We start from the raw sequence: 13,622 nt of genomic DNA on the forward strand, positions 1-13,622 counted from the left end.
CCGAGAGGTCCAGGCGATGACCGCCCCCACCGACGCGATCCGTCAGCCCGTCCGCACGCAGCTCCTGCCGACGGTGCCCCGGCCCCGGTCCGCGCCCGAGGAGGCGCCGGTGCCGTCCACCTCGACGCGCCGCGGTCTCGGGTTCACCGGGAAGATCCTGCTGACCGTCTCGACCGGCCTGGTGATGACCGTGGTGCTCGGCGTCGTGGCCGTGCTCGCGCTGCGGTCGGCCACCGCCACCACGCAGGAGATGTACGACGAGCACGTCACCGGCATGACGATCGCCAGCGCGGTGCGCACCGAGCTGGCGAACGCGCAGGACCTCGGCGACCAGATGCGGGCCGCGGAGGAGAACCAGGACCCGTTCAAGGCCGAGGGCCTGGGCGAGGACCGGGACGAGGCCGTCCAGGTCGCGCTGGCGAAGCACGCCGAGTTCCTGGCCCTGCCCGACCTGACCGCCGAGCAGCAGGAGCTCGCCGCGGCGATCCAGCAGTCCCTGACCACCTACCAGGGCCTGGTCGGCTCGGCCGCGAACGCCAGCACCGCCGCCAGCGCCACCTCCGAGCGCCTGGACGACCTCATCGCCATCCAGGCGGGCCTGGCCCGCGACGCCGAGCGCGCGGCCGTGACGTCGGGCGGCCGCAGCGTCCTGGTGGTGCTCGTGGCCCTCGCAGTCGCGGCGGTCCTGCCGACCGCGGTCGGCGTCGTCGTCGCCCGGCGCCTGAGCAGCCGCCTGGACCGGGTCGAGCGCGCGGCGCAGGCCCTGGCGGGCGGCGACCTGACCGTGCGCAGCGAGGTGACCGGCTCGGACGAGATCGGCCGGACCGCGGCGGCGCTCGACACCGCGACCGCCGCCCTCCGGGAGACCGTCACCGGCATCGTCGGCACCGCGCGCACGGTGGCGGACGCTGCGGCGCGCCTCGACGAGTCCGCGCAGCAGGTCGTCCAGGGCGCGGACCGCACGTCCGCGCAGGCCGACGTCGTCGCGGGCGCGGCGGAGCAGGTCAACCGGGACGTGCACACGGTCGCGGCCGGGGCCGAGCAGATGGGCGCCTCGATCCGGGAGATCGCCCGCAACGCCGCCGAGGCCGCGCAGGTCGCGGGCCGGGCGACCGCCGCCGCGGCGGTGACCAACGACCAGGTGGCCCGCCTCGGCGCGTCCTCCGCGGAGATCGGCAACGTGGTCAAGGTCATCACGTCGATCGCCGAGCAGACGAACCTGCTGGCCCTCAACGCGACCATCGAGGCCGCCCGCGCGGGCGAGGCCGGCAAGGGCTTCGCCGTCGTCGCCGGCGAGGTCAAGGAGCTCGCGCAGGAGACCGCGAAGGCCACCGACGACATCGCCCGCCGCGTCGAGGCCATCCAGGCCGACACCGAGGGCGCGGTCGCGGCGATCGCCGAGATCGGCCACGTCATCGCGCAGATCGACGACTACCAGACGACGATCGCCTCGGCCGTGGAGGAGCAGACCGCGACCACGAGCGAGATGTCCCGGTCCGTCGCCGACGCCGCGAGCGGGTCCGGGGAGATCGCCGGGACGATCACCGGGGTCGCGGCCGCGGCGGCGGGGAGCACCGAGGTGCTCGGGCAGATGGGCACGGCGATCGCCGACCTGGCCCGGGAGGCCGAGGGGCTGCGCGCGCGGGTGGCGCACCTGCGGCACTGACCGGCGGTCGTCGGGTCCGGTCGACCCACCGGGACACGACGACCCCCGCCGGACACCACGAGGCCCCGCACGCGCTGCGTGCGGGGCCTCGTCGGTGCGTCGGGTGCGTCAGCCCTGGTTCGTCGCGCCGGCCGCGGCGATCTGGGCACGGACGTCGTCCATGTCCAGCGCCTTCACGGCGTCGACGACCTGCTCGAGCGCCGGCGCCGGCAGGGCGCCCGCCTGGTTGAACACGAGCACGCCCTCGCGGAACGCCATCAGCGTCGGGATCGAGGTGATCTGGAGCTCGGCGGCGAGCTGCTGCTCCGCCTCCGTGTCCACCTTCGCGTGCACGATGTCGGGGTGCTGCTCCGAGGAGTCCTCGAAGATCGGGCCGAAGCGCTTGCACGGACCGCACCAGTCAGCCCAGAAGTCCACCAGGACGATGTCGTTCTCGGTGATCGTCTTCTGGATGGTGCTGGCCGTCAGCTCGGTCGTGGCCATCAGTCGCCTCCTGTTGTCGTCGGACGCCAGTTCAAGCACCCGGGCACCCCGAGTATTCCGGAGACCGGGGCGCAGCGCCGCGCGTCGGGATGTGCGCCGGGGCCGGTGCGGGGTACAACTGCGAGGTGACCGACACGGCTGACCTGCCCCGCGAGCCCGAGCGCCCCTCCGGGTGGCTGAGTCCCGAGGGCATCGCGGCGGCCCGGCGCTCGCTCCCCCTGCTCTACGTGGACGCGGTCCCGGTGCGGGTGGACGACTCGGGCGACGTGGTCGCGGTGGGTCTGCTGCTGCGGGTCACCCCCGAGGGCGTGATGTCCCGCGCGCTGGTCTCCGGCCGTGTCATGTACCACGAGCGGGTGCGCGACGCCCTGCTGCGGCACATCGAGAAGGACCTCGGCCCGGTCGCGCTGCCGCAGGTCCCGCCGACGCCGCAGCCGTTCACGGTCGCCGAGTACTTCCCGACGCCCGGCGTCACGCCGTACCACGACCCCCGGCAGCACGCCGTGTCGCTCGCCTACGTCGTGCCGGTGAACGGCGACTGCCGTCCGCAGCAGGACGCCCTGGACCTCGCGTGGCTCACGCCCGAGGAGGCGTGCAGCGAGCAGGTGCAGGTGGAGATGAACGGCGGCCAGGGGCTGCTGCTGCGCCAGGCGATGGCGCACGTCGGCCGGATGCCCTGAGCCGGTGACCGCCGCCGAGCGCCCGCCCGCGCTGGTCGCGACGCGGGTCCTGCACGCCCTGCTGGCGCTGGCCTCGCTCGCGGGCGTCGCGCTCGAGCTGACCCGGGCCCTGCAGGACGGTCCCGGCGACGCGGGCACGATGACCGAGCGGCTGGTCCGGCTGTTCTCGTACTTCACGATCCAGTCGAACCTGCTGGTGGCGGCCGCGTCGGGGCTGATCGCCGCCCAGCCGCTGCGCACCGGGCGGGTGCGCTCCGTGCTGCACCTCGACGCGCTGCTCTGCATCGGCGTGACCGGGGTGGTCTACCACGCCGTGCTCGCCGAGGACGGCGCGGCGCTCACGCCCAGCGGGGACCTCGCGAACTTCCTGCTGCACACCGTCGCACCCGTCGGGGCGTGGGTCGTGTGGCTGCTGGTCGGCCCGCGGCCGCGGTTCGCGGGCGCGACCGTGCTGTGGTCCGTGGGCTACCCGCTGGTGTGGATCGCGTACACGTTCGTGCGCGGGGCCGTCACGGGCTGGTACCCGTACCCGTTCCTCGACGCGGGCGCGCTGGGGCTCGCGACCGCCGCCCGGAACACCGCGCTCGTGGCGGTCGCGTTCCTCGTGCTCGCGGCGCTGGTCCGGCTGCTCGAGCGGGTGCTGCCGGCGACGCCCGCGGAGCCGCGCCCACGCACCTAGAGCTCGATCGACGGCCAGTCCGCGAGGTCGGCGCGCATCGCCCGGTCGTGCGTCGCGACGACGACCGCGGCCGACGTCATCCGCAGCGCCTCCGTGCAGCTCGTCCACCAGCGCGATCGACAGGTGGTTGGTGGGCTCGTCCAGCACCAGCACGTGCGGCGCCGCGACCAGGGCCGCGGCGAGCTCGAACCGGCGCCGCTGCCCCGTGGACAGCTCGCCGAGCGGCCGGTCCAGGTCCTCCTCCTCGACCAGCCCGAGGGCCGCCACCGGCAGCACGTGCGCGGGGTCGAGCGCGCCGGCCTCGAGCAGGTCCAGGGCGCGGCGGGCCGCAGCCTCGAACCCCGTCATCCGCAGCCGCGTGGGGTCGTCGTCGTCCTGGGTCAGCACCCCGAGGCGCACCCCGTGGGCCACCGCGAGGTGCCCGCGGTCCAGGTCGACCCGCCCGGTCAGCGCGGCCAGCAGCGTCGACTTGCCCGATCCGTTCGGCCCGGTCACCAGCAGCCGGCCGGCGGGCGGCAGCTCCACCCGGACGCCCGCGAGGTCCAGCCGCCCGGCGACGCGCGGCGCCCGCACGTCCAGCAGCGGACCGCCGGAGTACCCGGTGGGGATGCTCGGCAGGTCGGGGAACGCCAGCGACGGCGGCGGCACCGGGACCTCCACGGCCTCGGCCTCGAGCCGCTGCACCAGCCGGTCGGCGGCCTTCACGTGGATGCGCGCCCGGGTCGCCCGGCGGTGCTTCTGCGACCCCTTCGCGGGCCGCCACTCGTCGGACAGCCCCTCGTAGGACTCGTCGAGGCGCTGGGCCAGCTTCTCCGCGCGCTTGCGCTCCTGGGCGTACCGGGCCCGCCAGCGGCGCAGCGCCTGGTCCTTGGCGAACCGGTAGGTCGCGTACCGGGTCGCGCCGTACAGCACCGGCCGGCCGTCCATCGACGGGTCCAGGTCGAGGATCGCGGTCATCACGTCGTCCAGCAGCCGCCGGTCGTGCGTGACGATGACGACGACGCCCGCCCACTGCTGCAGCTGCGCGGTCAGGTAGTCGATGCCCCCGGCGTCGAGGTGGTTGGTCGGCTCGTCCAGCAGCAGCAGGTCCGCGCGCTCGGCGACGTGGCACGCCAGGCGCGCGCGGTACCCCTCGCCGACGCTGAGCGTGTCGAGGCGCCGGTCGTGGTCGCGGGGCGCGCCGAACCGGGTCAGCGCCTCGTCGACGCGCCGGTCCACGTCCCAGGCGGCCAGGCGCTCGACGGCGGCGATCGCCTCGGTCAGCGCGGCCAGGTCCCCCCGCTCGTGGTCGAACCCGTCGACGACCTCGTCGAGGCGCGCCGCCGCCGCGCGCACGTGCCCCGCGGTGCGGCGCACCAGGTCGCCCACCGTCGCACCGGGCGGCACGTCGAGCTGCTGGTGCACGACCGACACCGTCCCGGACCGGCGGACCTCCCCCGCGGTCGGCACCAGGTCCCCCGCGAGCAGCCGCAGCAGCGTCGTCTTGCCGGCGCCGTTCTCCCCCACGACGCCGACCCGGTCGCCCGCGGACGCGGACACGCCGACGGCGTTCAGCACCGGGCGTCCCGGGTAGCCGAACGTCAGGCCGTCGGCGACGAGGTGCACGTCCGCCACGGGTGACCCGCGCGCCTCAGCCGCGCAGCGCGGCGACGACGACCGGCACGAGCGCCCGGAACGCCTGCCCGCGGTGCGAGATGCGGTTCTTCTCCTCCGGGGCGAGCTCCGCGCACGTCCGGGTGCCGCCCTCGGGGACGAGCACCGGGTCGTACCCGAAGCCGTGCTCCCCGCGCGGCTCCCGGGCGAGCGTCCCGACCAGGTGGCCCAGCTCGACGTGCTCCTGCCCGTCCGGGGTGACCAGCGCGGCGGCGCAGGTGAACCGCGCCGCCCGGTGCTCCGGGGCGATGTCGGCCAGCTGCGCGAGCAGCAGGTCGAGGTTCGCGCGGTCGTCGCCGTGCCGCCCGGCCCAGCGGGCCGAGAAGATGCCGGGGGCGCCGCCGAGCACGTCGACCGACAGCCCGGAGTCGTCCGCGACCGCGGGCAGCCCGGTGTGCCGGGCGAGCGCCCGGGCCTTGATGAGCGCGTTCTCCGCGAACGTGACGCCGTCCTCGACCGGCTCGGGCGCGCCGACGTCCCGGGCACCGACGACGGACGCCGGGTCGAGACCAGGCAGGGCGGGGACGAGGATCGCCCGCAGCTCGCCGAGCTTGTGCGCGTTGTGGGTCGCGAGGACCAGCCGGGCGGGGCCCGTCACGCGCGCACCGCCGCGGCCGAGCCGCCGCGCACCGTCACGGGGGCGTCGCCGAGCGGGAGCGCGAGCACCTCGGCCTGCACGCGGGCGAGCTCGGCGGTGCCGACCAGCGCCAGGTCGAGCAGGGAGTCGAGCCCCCGGCGGTTGAACGGCGCGTGCTCGGCGGTGCCCTGCACCTCGACGAAGTCGCCGCCGCCGGTGACGACGACGTTCATGTCGGTCTCGGCGCGGACGTCCTCGACGTACGGCAGGTCCAGCACGGGCAGGCCGTCGACGATGCCGACGCTCACCGCGGACACCGAGTCCGTCAGGACCGGCTTGCGACCGTCCACCGAGCCCTGCGCGATGCCCCACGCCACGGCGTCCGCGAGCGCCACGTACGCGCCGGTCACCGAGGCCGTGCGGGTGCCGCCGTCGGCCTGCAGCACGTCGCAGTCGAGGACGATCGTGTTCTCGCCGAGCGCCGCCACGTCGATGACCGCGCGCAGCGAGCGACCGATCAGGCGGGAGATCTCGTGCGTGCGGCCGCCGATCTTGCCGCGCACCGACTCGCGGTCCGACCGGGTGGTGGTGGAGCGCGGCAGCATCGCGTACTCGGCGGTGACCCAGCCCTGGCCCGAGCCCTTGCGCCAGCGCGGGACGCCCGCGGTGAACGAGGCGACGCACAGCACCTTCGTGCCCCCGAACTCGACCAGCACGCTGCCCTCGCCCGCGTCCAGGTAGTTGCGGGTGACGGCGATCGGGCGCAGCGCGTCGGCGGTCCGGCCGTCGGCGCGGGTGCCGGTCGCGGGCGCGGCGGGGCTGGTGGAGGCGTCGGAGGTCATGCCCCCGAGGGTAGCCCGCCACCCTGACGCGACGGCACCGCGGCCGGCCCGCGGTGGGCCCGCGAAGGGCCCGCGGTGGGCCCGCGCCGGACCCGCCTCAGAGGTCGACGACCATCCCCGGGCGGGCGAGGTCCAGCGGCCCGTCGAACTCCGCCGCAGCCTCCGCGAGGCTCGCCGACGGGTCGTTCCACGCCACGAGGTGGGTCAGCAGCAACCGGCGCGACCGGCCCCGCCGCGCGGCCCGCCCGGCACGCAGCCCGGTCAGGTGCACGCCCCGCGGGGCACCCGGCGTCGTCTCCAGGTAGGCGGCCTCCGCCAGCAGCAGGTCGGCGTCGCGCGCGAGCTCGTCGAGCCCCACGCACTCGTCCGTGTCCCCGGTGTACGACAGCGTGACGCTGCGCCCGGGGTCGACCGAGGACGGCCCGGTGACCCGGAAGCCGAACGCGGGCACCGGGTGCTCCACCGGCACGGGCTCGATCGTGAACGGGCCGACGCGCACCGGCCGGCCCGCCTGCCAGGTGCCCAGGGCCAGGTGGTCGGTCGTCGCGGTCGCGGGGTCGTGGCCCGACAGCTGCGCGAGGCGCTCGGCGACGCCCTCGGGGCCGTGCAGCGGCAGGGGCTCGGCGCGCAGCCCGCGCGGGTCGTACCGGAGCATCACCCCGAGCACCACGACGTCGGCGACGTGGTCCGCGTGCAGGTGGCTGACGGCGACCGCGTCGAGCGACGCCGGGGCGACGTGGCGCTGCAGCGGGCCGAGCGCGCCGTTGCCGAGGTCGAGCAGCAGGTTCCAGGTGCGGGTGCCGCCCACGCCGTCCGGACCGTCCGCCTGGAGCAGGTAGCAGGACGCCGCCGAGTCCGGGCCCGGGAACGACCCGGCACTGCCCACGACCACCAGCCTCATCGGCACCACTCCCCAGTGACGGGCCGTGACCCGTCGTCCGCCGGCGGCCCGTCGCCCATGATGCCGTGCGCGGGGCGGCGGCGGGCGGTCGATCCGGCCCGGGTGACGTGGCGCTCGTCACGGGCCCGGTGTGGATCCACCCCGTCGACACGCCGGGGCGTGGCGCCCCGGGTGGATCCACCCCGGGCGGGTGCGGGGCGGCGTGGCGGCTCGGGTGGATCCACCCCGGCGACACGCCGCGGCGTGGCGGCCCGGGTGGATCCACCCCGGGGGGCGGTGCGGGGGGCGGTGCGGGGGGCGGGGGGTGCGGGTGCGGGGCGGCGGGGGGTCAGCGCAGGGCGCCGCGCTCCTCGACGTGGCGGACCTCGGGGCCCAGGAAGCGGCGGGCGAGGGCCGCGAACGGCTCGGGGTCGCCGGTCGCGAGGAACCGGTGCTGCGGCGGCCCGGCGGCGGGGTCGCGCTCCAGGTCGTGCGCGACCAGCGTCCGGTAGACGTCCTTGGCGGTCTCCTCCGCGCTGGACACCAGGGTCACGTCCTCGCCCATCACGTACGAGATGACCCCGGTCAGCAGCGGGTAGTGCGTGCAGCCCAGCACCAGGGTGTCGACGCCCGCCTCCTTGACGGGGCGCAGGTACGCGTCGGCGACGCTCAGCAGCTCCGGGCCGGACGTGACGCCCGCCTCGACGAACTCCACGAACCGCGGGCACGCCTGCGTCGTCAGGTGCACGCCCGGCGCGACGGCGAACGCGTCGTCGTAGGCCCGGGACTCGACGGTCGCCTTGGTGCCGATCACGCCGATGTGCCCGGTGCGGGTCGCGGCGACCGCCCGGCGTGCGGCGGGCAGGATCACCTCGACCACCGGGATGCCCTTGCGCAGGGTGTACCGCTCACGGGCGTCGCGGAGCACCGCGGACGACGCCGTGTTGCAGGCGATGACCAGCACCTTCACCCCGGCGTCGACGAGGTCGTCCATCACCTCGAGGGCGTGGGCGCGCACCGCCGCGAGCGGCTTGGGGCCGTACGGGGTGTTCAGGGTGTCGCCGATGTAGAGCACCTGCTCGTGCGGCAGCTGGTCGATGATCGACCGCGCGTTGGTGAGCCCACCCACGCCGGAGTCGAAGATCCCGATGGGAGCGTCGTTCACGGCACCGAGCCTAGTCCGTCGCCGGACGGGACCGACCGCCGCCCTCCCGCAGGCCGGCCACCAGCCCGGCGACCAGCGTCTCCTGCCACCAGCCCAGCGCGAGGTACACCGACCCCAGGTACTGCCGCGCCTGGCCCGCGTGGTCGTCCGGGGCGGGGTCGTCGGCGAGCTCGTGCTCCAGCCGCTCGGCTGCCTCCTCGTCCGTGATCCCGAGCCGGTCGCCCAGGACCAGCCGGATGTCGGTGAGCGTCGCCGCGAGCGCGCCGCCGCGGGCCGCCGGGACCCGGAGCGTCACCGCGCCCGGAGCCGAGTCGTCCGCGGTGTCGGCGACCAGCAGCGCGAACAGCTCCGCCAGCCGGTCGGTCTTCTGCCGGCGCAGGTCGTCCTCCGTCAGCCGGCGGAACTCCGCGGACACCGCCGGGTCGTCCCGGGAGGCGTCCGGCAGCAGCCGGTGCACCGCGGGGTCGTCGGGCGTCGGCAGCGCCTCCAGCCGCAGCCGCAGCGCGGGCCCGCGGTCCGCGTCGGGCTCGGGAGCCGCGCGGTCCTCGAGGCGACCGCCGCCCAGCAGCTCCGCGACGTCCGCGACCACCGTCGCCAGCACCTCGCGCTCCCCCGCGTCGACCTCCGCGACCAGCTCGTCGCCCTCGCGCCGGAACGCGCGCACCTACGCGTCGCTCCGCTGCAGCGTGGCCCACAGCCCGAACGAGTGCATGGCCTGCACGTCGACCTCCATCTGCTCCCGGTTGCCCGTCGACACCGCCGACCGGCCCTGCTCGTGCACCTCGCGCATCAGCTTCTCGGCCTTCGCCTGCGGGTAGCCGAAGTACGACCGGAACACGTAGGTCACGTAGGACATGAGGTTCACGGGGTCGTTCCAGACGAGGGTGACCCACGCGTCGGCGAGCGCCCCGTCCGTGCGGGTCGTCTCGTCGGTCGCGGTCTGCACGGGCACCCGACCACTGTAGGTGCGGCGCCGCGCGCGGGGCACGCCGCCGCTTACGGTGAGCGCATGACGTCGAGCACCGCCCTGCTGACCGACCGCTACGAGCTCACGATGCTCCAGGCCGCCCTGGCCGACGGCACCGCCGACCGGCACTGCGTGTTCGAGGTGTTCACGCGCCGGCTCCCGCACGGCCGCCGGTACGGGGTGCTCGCGGGCACCGGCCGGGTGCTGGAGGCCCTGGCGGACTTCCGGTTCGGCGAGGCCGAGCTCGACTGGCTGGGCCGCGAGGGCGTCGTGGACGACCGGACGCTCGCCTACCTCGCGGACTACCGGTTCACCGGGTCCGTGCACGGGTACGCGGAGGGCGAGATGTTCTTCCCGCACTCCCCGGTGCTCACCGTCGAGGGCACGTTCGCCGAGGCGGTGCTGCTCGAGACCCTCGTGCTGTCGGTGCTGAACTACGACTCGGCGATCGCCTCGGCGGCGTCCCGGATGACCAGCGCCGCCATCGGCCGGCCCTGCCTGGAGATGGGCGCACGGCGCGCGCACGAGCAGGCCGCCGTCGCCGCCGCGCGGGCCGCCGCGGTCGCCGGGTTCGCCGGCACGTCGAACCTCGAGGCGGGCCGGCGCTACGGGCTCGCCACCATCGGCACCGCCGCGCACGCGTTCACGCTGCTGCACGACGACGAGGAGACCGCGTTCGCCGCGCAGGTCGCCTCCGCCGGGCCCGGGACGACGCTGCTGGTCGACACCTACGACGTGCGGCGCGGGGTCGAGCGGGCGGTCGCGGCCGCCGGCACGGGGCTCGGCGCGGTGCGGCTCGACTCCGGCGACCTCGGCGTGCTCGCCCAGGAGGTCCGCGCCCAGCTCGACGGCCTCGGCGCACAGGGCACGAAGATCGTCGTCACCTCCGACCTGGACGAGTACGCCATCGCGGCGCTCGCCGTGGCCCCCGTCGACTCCTACGGGGTCGGCACGTCGCTCGTCACGGGCTCCGGCGCCCCGACCTGCGGCATGGTCTACAAGCTGGTCGCCCGCGAGGGGTCCGACGGGGCGCTCGCGCCGGTCGCGAAGGCGTCGACCCACAAGCAGTCGACCGGCGGCCGCAAGACCGCCGCCCGCCGCCTCGCCGCCGACGGGCGCGCCGTCGCGGAGGTCGTCGTCTCCGGCACCGACGAGGCCGTGCGCACCTGGGCCCCGGCCGGCGCCGGGCTGCGCGCGCTGACCGTCCCGCTCGTCGTCGACGGCACGGTGCAGCCGGGCTGGACCGGCGCCGAGGGCGTGGCCCGCGCCACCGCCCGGCACGCCGCCTCCCGCGACGAGCTGCCCCGCGGGGCCCGACGGCTGTCCGCCGACGAGGCCGCGCTGCCCACCGAGCACGTGACGGTCTGACGCCGCCCCGCACGCCCTCCACGCACGACGGCGCCCGCGCTCCCCGAGGGGTGCGCGGGCGCCGTCGTCATGTCGCGGTGCGTGGTTACACGCTGTTCTTCCCGCGGCGCAGCAGGCCCAGGATCAGGCTCACGACCAGAACGGCGATGCCGATCCAGAGGAGGAACTTCGCTGCTTCCACGGCCACACCGAGGACCAGCAGCACGACACCGATGATGATGAGGATCAGCCACGTGGGCATCTGACGGCTCCCTTCGTCCCCCTGCACGTCGGAGCGCACCGGGATTCCGGTGAACTCCCTGTTCACGGGGATGACACTGACAGCGAATCACCCGGTCCGCACGTCGAACGCTCCGGTTGCGCGAACGCGACCACCTGCTATCGCAGGGCGCTGACCAGCGCAGACGCCCGGTCCGTCGCGCCGGGCCGGAGGCGGGTCAGCGCTTGCCGACGAACCAGCCGCGGAGCATCGCCACCCGCGCCTCGAGCTGCCCCGGGTCCGCGAGCGCGACCTCCGGGCCCCCGCAGCGGCGCCGCAGCTCGGTGTGCACGGCGCCGTGCGGCTGCCCGCTCTTGCGGGCCCACGCCCCGACCAGCTGGGCGAGCTCCTTGCGCAGCTCGGCCTGCTTGCGGTGGTCCATCTCGGCGCGGTCCTCGGCGGGCTGCGACCGGGTGCGCTTCGCGGTCTGCTGGCTCGCCTGGCGCTGCCGGAGCAGGGTCGTCACCTGGTCCGGGTCGAGCAGGCCGGGCAGCCCGAGGAAGTCGAGCTCCTCGTCCGAACCCACGTCCGCGCCGGTGCCGAACTCGCCGCCGTCGAACAGGACGCGGTCGAACGACGCCTGCGCCTCCAGCGCCTCGAACGTGCCCTGGAGCGCGTCGGAGCCCTTCTCGGCGCGGTTGGCCTGCGCGACCAGGGCGTCCTCGGGGTTGTAGCCCTCGCCCTGCTCCTCCGCGGTCAGCGGCCGGTCCAGCGCGTGGTCCCGCTCGACCTCCATCGTGTTCGCGAGCGCGAGCAGCGGCGCGACGCTCGGCAGGAACACCGAGGCGGTCTCCCCACGGCGGCGGGCGCGGACGAACCGGCCGACGGCCTGCGCGAAGAACAGCGGGGTCGACGTGCTCGTGGCGTACACGCCGACCGCGAGCCGCGGCACGTCGACGCCCTCGGACACCATGCGGACCGCGACCAGCCAGCGGAAGTCGGAGTCGGAGAACTCATCGATCCGGGCGCTCGCGCCGTCATCGTCGGACAGCACGACCGTCGGCGACTGCCCGGTCAGGCGCGCCAGGTGCCCCGCGTACGCGCGGGCGTCGGTCTGGTCGGTGGCGATCACCATCGCGCCGGCGTCCGGCACGGTGCGACGGACCTCGGTGAGCCGGCGGTCGGCCGCGGCCAGCACCGAGGGGATCCACTCGCCGTCCGGGTTCAGCGCCGTCCGCCACGCCTGGGCCGTCATGTCCTTGGTCAGCGGCTCGCCGAGGCGGGCGCTGACCTCGTCGCCGGCCTTCGTGCGCCAGCGCATCGCACCGGAGTACGTGAGGAACAGCACCGGGCGCACGACGTGGTCCCGCAGCGCCTCGGAGTAGCCGTAGGTGTAGTCGGCCTTGCTGCGGCGGATGCCGTCCGGGCCGCGCTCGTACTGCACGAACGGGATCTGCGCGGTGTCCGACCGGAACGGCGTGCCGGTCAGGGACAGCCGGCGGGTCGCGCCCTCGAACGCCTCGTGCACCGCGTCGCCCCACGACAGCGCGTCACCGCCGTGGTGCACCTCGTCGAGGATCACCAGCGTCGGCGCGGCCGTCGTCCGGGCGGCGTGCAGCGCGGGCTTGGACGCCACGCCCGCGTAGGTCAGGGCGACGCCGTCGAACCCGTGGCCGTGCCGGCCCTGGGCGTTCTTGAAGTTCGGGTCGAGCTTGATGCCGACGCGCGCGGCCGCGTCGGCCCACTGGTGCTTGAGGTGCTCGGTCGGCGCGACCACCGTGACCCGGCGCACGATCCCGGCCTGCAGCATCTCGGTCGCGATCCGCAGCGCGAACGTCGTCTTGCCGGCGCCCGGCGTCGCCACCGCGAGGAAGTCCCGCGGCGAGGTCGCCAGGTACTGCTCCAGCGCCGCCGCCTGCCAGGCGCGCAGCTTCCCCGCCGTGCCCCACGGCGCGCGCCCCGGGAACGCCGGAGGCAGCTGCGACGCGGCCGACGTGGACGCGTGCGTGGCGGGAGTGGACGAGGGGCGCTCCGCGGCGCTCACTGGCCGCCGGAGGAGTCGCCGGACCCCTTGCCGCGGCCGAAGCCCCAGCGACGACCGCCGGAGCCCTTCCCCGAGTCGCCGTCGCCGCCGTCCTGCGGCTCGCGCAGCCCCTCGAAGATCTCCTTGCACACCGGGCAGACCGGGAACTTGTTCGGGTCGCGGCCCGGCACCCAGACCTTCCCGCAGAGCGCGACCACGGGCTTGCCGGACATCGCCGACTCCATGATCTTCTCCTTGCGCACGTAGTGCGCGAAGCGCTCGTGGTCGCCCGGCTCGGCGAGCTGCTCCTCCGGCCGCTCCAGCAGCCCGGTCGACCCGGCGGTCCCGGGGTCCGACAAGCGGTCCGGCTCGGGACTCGGCGACAGGGGCTCACTCATGCCCCCATCGTACGACGCCCCCCTGACGCCCCCACCTCCCCG

At 75.7% G+C, this 13,622-nt stretch carries 14 protein-coding genes and 1 pseudogene; 4 read left to right on the forward strand and 11 right to left on the reverse strand.

All coding sequences use genetic code 11. From position 1 onward, the window contains the following. Nucleotides 1-16 precede the first annotated feature (16 nt). Nucleotides 17-1,666 carry a methyl-accepting chemotaxis protein gene (locus AC1VL8_RS17295; protein WP_483076023.1) on the forward strand — a complete coding sequence of 550 codons (1,650 nt, stop codon included), beginning with the start codon at nt 17-19 and terminating at the stop codon, nt 1,664-1,666. A 108-nt stretch (nt 1,667-1,774) separates the two neighbouring features. Here the strand turns inward: AC1VL8_RS17295 and trxA are convergent, their stop codons facing one another. Further along, nucleotides 1,775-2,149, reverse strand: a complete 375-nt coding sequence (gene trxA / locus AC1VL8_RS17300; RefSeq protein ID WP_483076024.1) for a thioredoxin — start codon at nt 2,147-2,149, stop codon at nt 1,775-1,777. 125 nt (nt 2,150-2,274) lie between these two features. Here trxA and AC1VL8_RS17305 point away from each other — a divergent pair, with 125 nt between their 5' ends. Both AC1VL8_RS17305 and AC1VL8_RS17310 read left to right on the forward strand, forming a co-directional pair. Then, on the forward strand, nt 2,275-2,829 hold the full coding sequence (locus AC1VL8_RS17305; protein ID WP_389235362.1) for an NUDIX hydrolase family protein: 555 nt from the start codon (nt 2,275-2,277) through the stop codon (nt 2,827-2,829). A 139-nt stretch (nt 2,830-2,968) separates the two neighbouring features. Beyond that, a complete protein-coding gene (locus AC1VL8_RS17310) occupies nt 2,969-3,508 on the forward strand; it encodes a Pr6Pr family membrane protein (RefSeq protein ID WP_483076271.1) in 540 nt (179 codons plus the stop codon). Here AC1VL8_RS17310 and AC1VL8_RS17315 read toward each other — a convergent pair. From AC1VL8_RS17315 to clpS, 7 genes and pseudogenes are all read right to left on the reverse strand, one after another. After that, a pseudogene (locus AC1VL8_RS17315) lies at nt 3,505-5,113 on the reverse strand (ABC-F family ATP-binding cassette domain-containing protein). The gene AC1VL8_RS17310 and the pseudogene AC1VL8_RS17315 sit on opposite strands and share 4 nt — an antisense overlap. A gap of 25 nt (nt 5,114-5,138) precedes the next feature. After that, on the reverse strand, nt 5,139-5,759 hold the full coding sequence (gene rdgB, locus AC1VL8_RS17320) for an RdgB/HAM1 family non-canonical purine NTP pyrophosphatase (protein WP_483076025.1): 621 nt from the start codon (nt 5,757-5,759) through the stop codon (nt 5,139-5,141). Then, nucleotides 5,756-6,580 (reverse strand): ribonuclease PH, encoded by an 825-nt coding sequence (rph, locus tag AC1VL8_RS17325; RefSeq protein ID WP_483076026.1) that lies wholly within the window; start codon nt 6,578-6,580, stop codon nt 5,756-5,758. The genes rdgB and rph overlap by 4 nt, the downstream gene beginning before the upstream one ends. 97 nt (nt 6,581-6,677) lie before the next feature. Further along, nucleotides 6,678-7,481: an MBL fold metallo-hydrolase gene (locus tag AC1VL8_RS17330; RefSeq protein WP_483076027.1), complete on the reverse strand. Its 804-nt coding sequence runs from the start codon at nt 7,479-7,481 to the stop codon at nt 6,678-6,680. A gap of 328 nt (nt 7,482-7,809) precedes the next feature. Next, nucleotides 7,810-8,625, reverse strand: coding sequence for a glutamate racemase (murI, locus tag AC1VL8_RS17335; RefSeq protein WP_389235347.1), 816 nt, complete (start codon nt 8,623-8,625; stop codon nt 7,810-7,812). Between the two features lie 10 nt (nt 8,626-8,635). Further along, nucleotides 8,636-9,289: a DUF2017 family protein gene (locus tag AC1VL8_RS17340; RefSeq protein WP_483076028.1), complete on the reverse strand. Its 654-nt coding sequence runs from the start codon at nt 9,287-9,289 to the stop codon at nt 8,636-8,638. Beyond that, nucleotides 9,290-9,577 (reverse strand): ATP-dependent Clp protease adapter ClpS, encoded by a 288-nt coding sequence (gene clpS, locus AC1VL8_RS17345; protein ID WP_389235341.1) that lies wholly within the window; start codon nt 9,575-9,577, stop codon nt 9,290-9,292. Between the two features lie 57 nt (nt 9,578-9,634). Between clpS and AC1VL8_RS17350 the strand changes: the two genes are divergently transcribed. Next, entirely contained in the window at nt 9,635-10,960 is a 1,326-nt protein-coding gene (locus AC1VL8_RS17350; RefSeq protein ID WP_483076029.1) for a nicotinate phosphoribosyltransferase, read from the forward strand. An 85-nt stretch (nt 10,961-11,045) separates the two neighbouring features. Here AC1VL8_RS17350 and AC1VL8_RS17355 read toward each other — a convergent pair whose 3' ends face one another. From AC1VL8_RS17355 to AC1VL8_RS17365, 3 genes are all read right to left on the reverse strand, one after another. Then, nucleotides 11,046-11,267, reverse strand: a complete 222-nt coding sequence (locus AC1VL8_RS17355; protein ID WP_483076286.1) for a hypothetical protein — start codon at nt 11,265-11,267, stop codon at nt 11,046-11,048. A gap of 130 nt (nt 11,268-11,397) precedes the next feature. Beyond that, complete coding sequence (locus tag AC1VL8_RS17360) at nt 11,398-13,203, reverse strand: DEAD/DEAH box helicase (RefSeq protein WP_483076030.1); 1,806 nt, start codon at nt 13,201-13,203, stop codon at nt 11,398-11,400. Then, complete coding sequence (locus AC1VL8_RS17365; RefSeq protein ID WP_389235329.1) at nt 13,200-13,580, reverse strand: DUF3039 domain-containing protein; 381 nt, start codon at nt 13,578-13,580, stop codon at nt 13,200-13,202. The genes AC1VL8_RS17360 and AC1VL8_RS17365 overlap by 4 nt, the downstream gene beginning before the upstream one ends. Between the last annotated feature and the right edge of the window lie 42 nt (nt 13,581-13,622).

The organism is Cellulomonas sp. KU4C, from assembly GCF_056868065.1.

Coding starts and splice junctions, on each gene's coding strand:
- AC1VL8_RS17350 (WP_483076029.1), top strand. CDS start 9,635: ATGACGTCGAGCACCGCCCTGCTGACCGACCGCTACGAGCTCACGATG.
- trxA (WP_483076024.1), bottom strand. CDS start 2,149: ATGGCCACGACCGAGCTGACGGCCAGCACCATCCAGAAGACGATCACC.
- AC1VL8_RS17330 (WP_483076027.1), bottom strand. CDS start 7,481: ATGAGGCTGGTGGTCGTGGGCAGTGCCGGGTCGTTCCCGGGCCCGGAC.
- AC1VL8_RS17295 (WP_483076023.1), top strand. CDS start 17: ATGACCGCCCCCACCGACGCGATCCGTCAGCCCGTCCGCACGCAGCTC.
- AC1VL8_RS17365 (WP_389235329.1), bottom strand. CDS start 13,580: ATGAGTGAGCCCCTGTCGCCGAGTCCCGAGCCGGACCGCTTGTCGGAC.
- rph (WP_483076026.1), bottom strand. CDS start 6,580: ATGACCTCCGACGCCTCCACCAGCCCCGCCGCGCCCGCGACCGGCACC.
- AC1VL8_RS17310 (WP_483076271.1), top strand. CDS start 2,969: ATGACCGAGCGGCTGGTCCGGCTGTTCTCGTACTTCACGATCCAGTCG.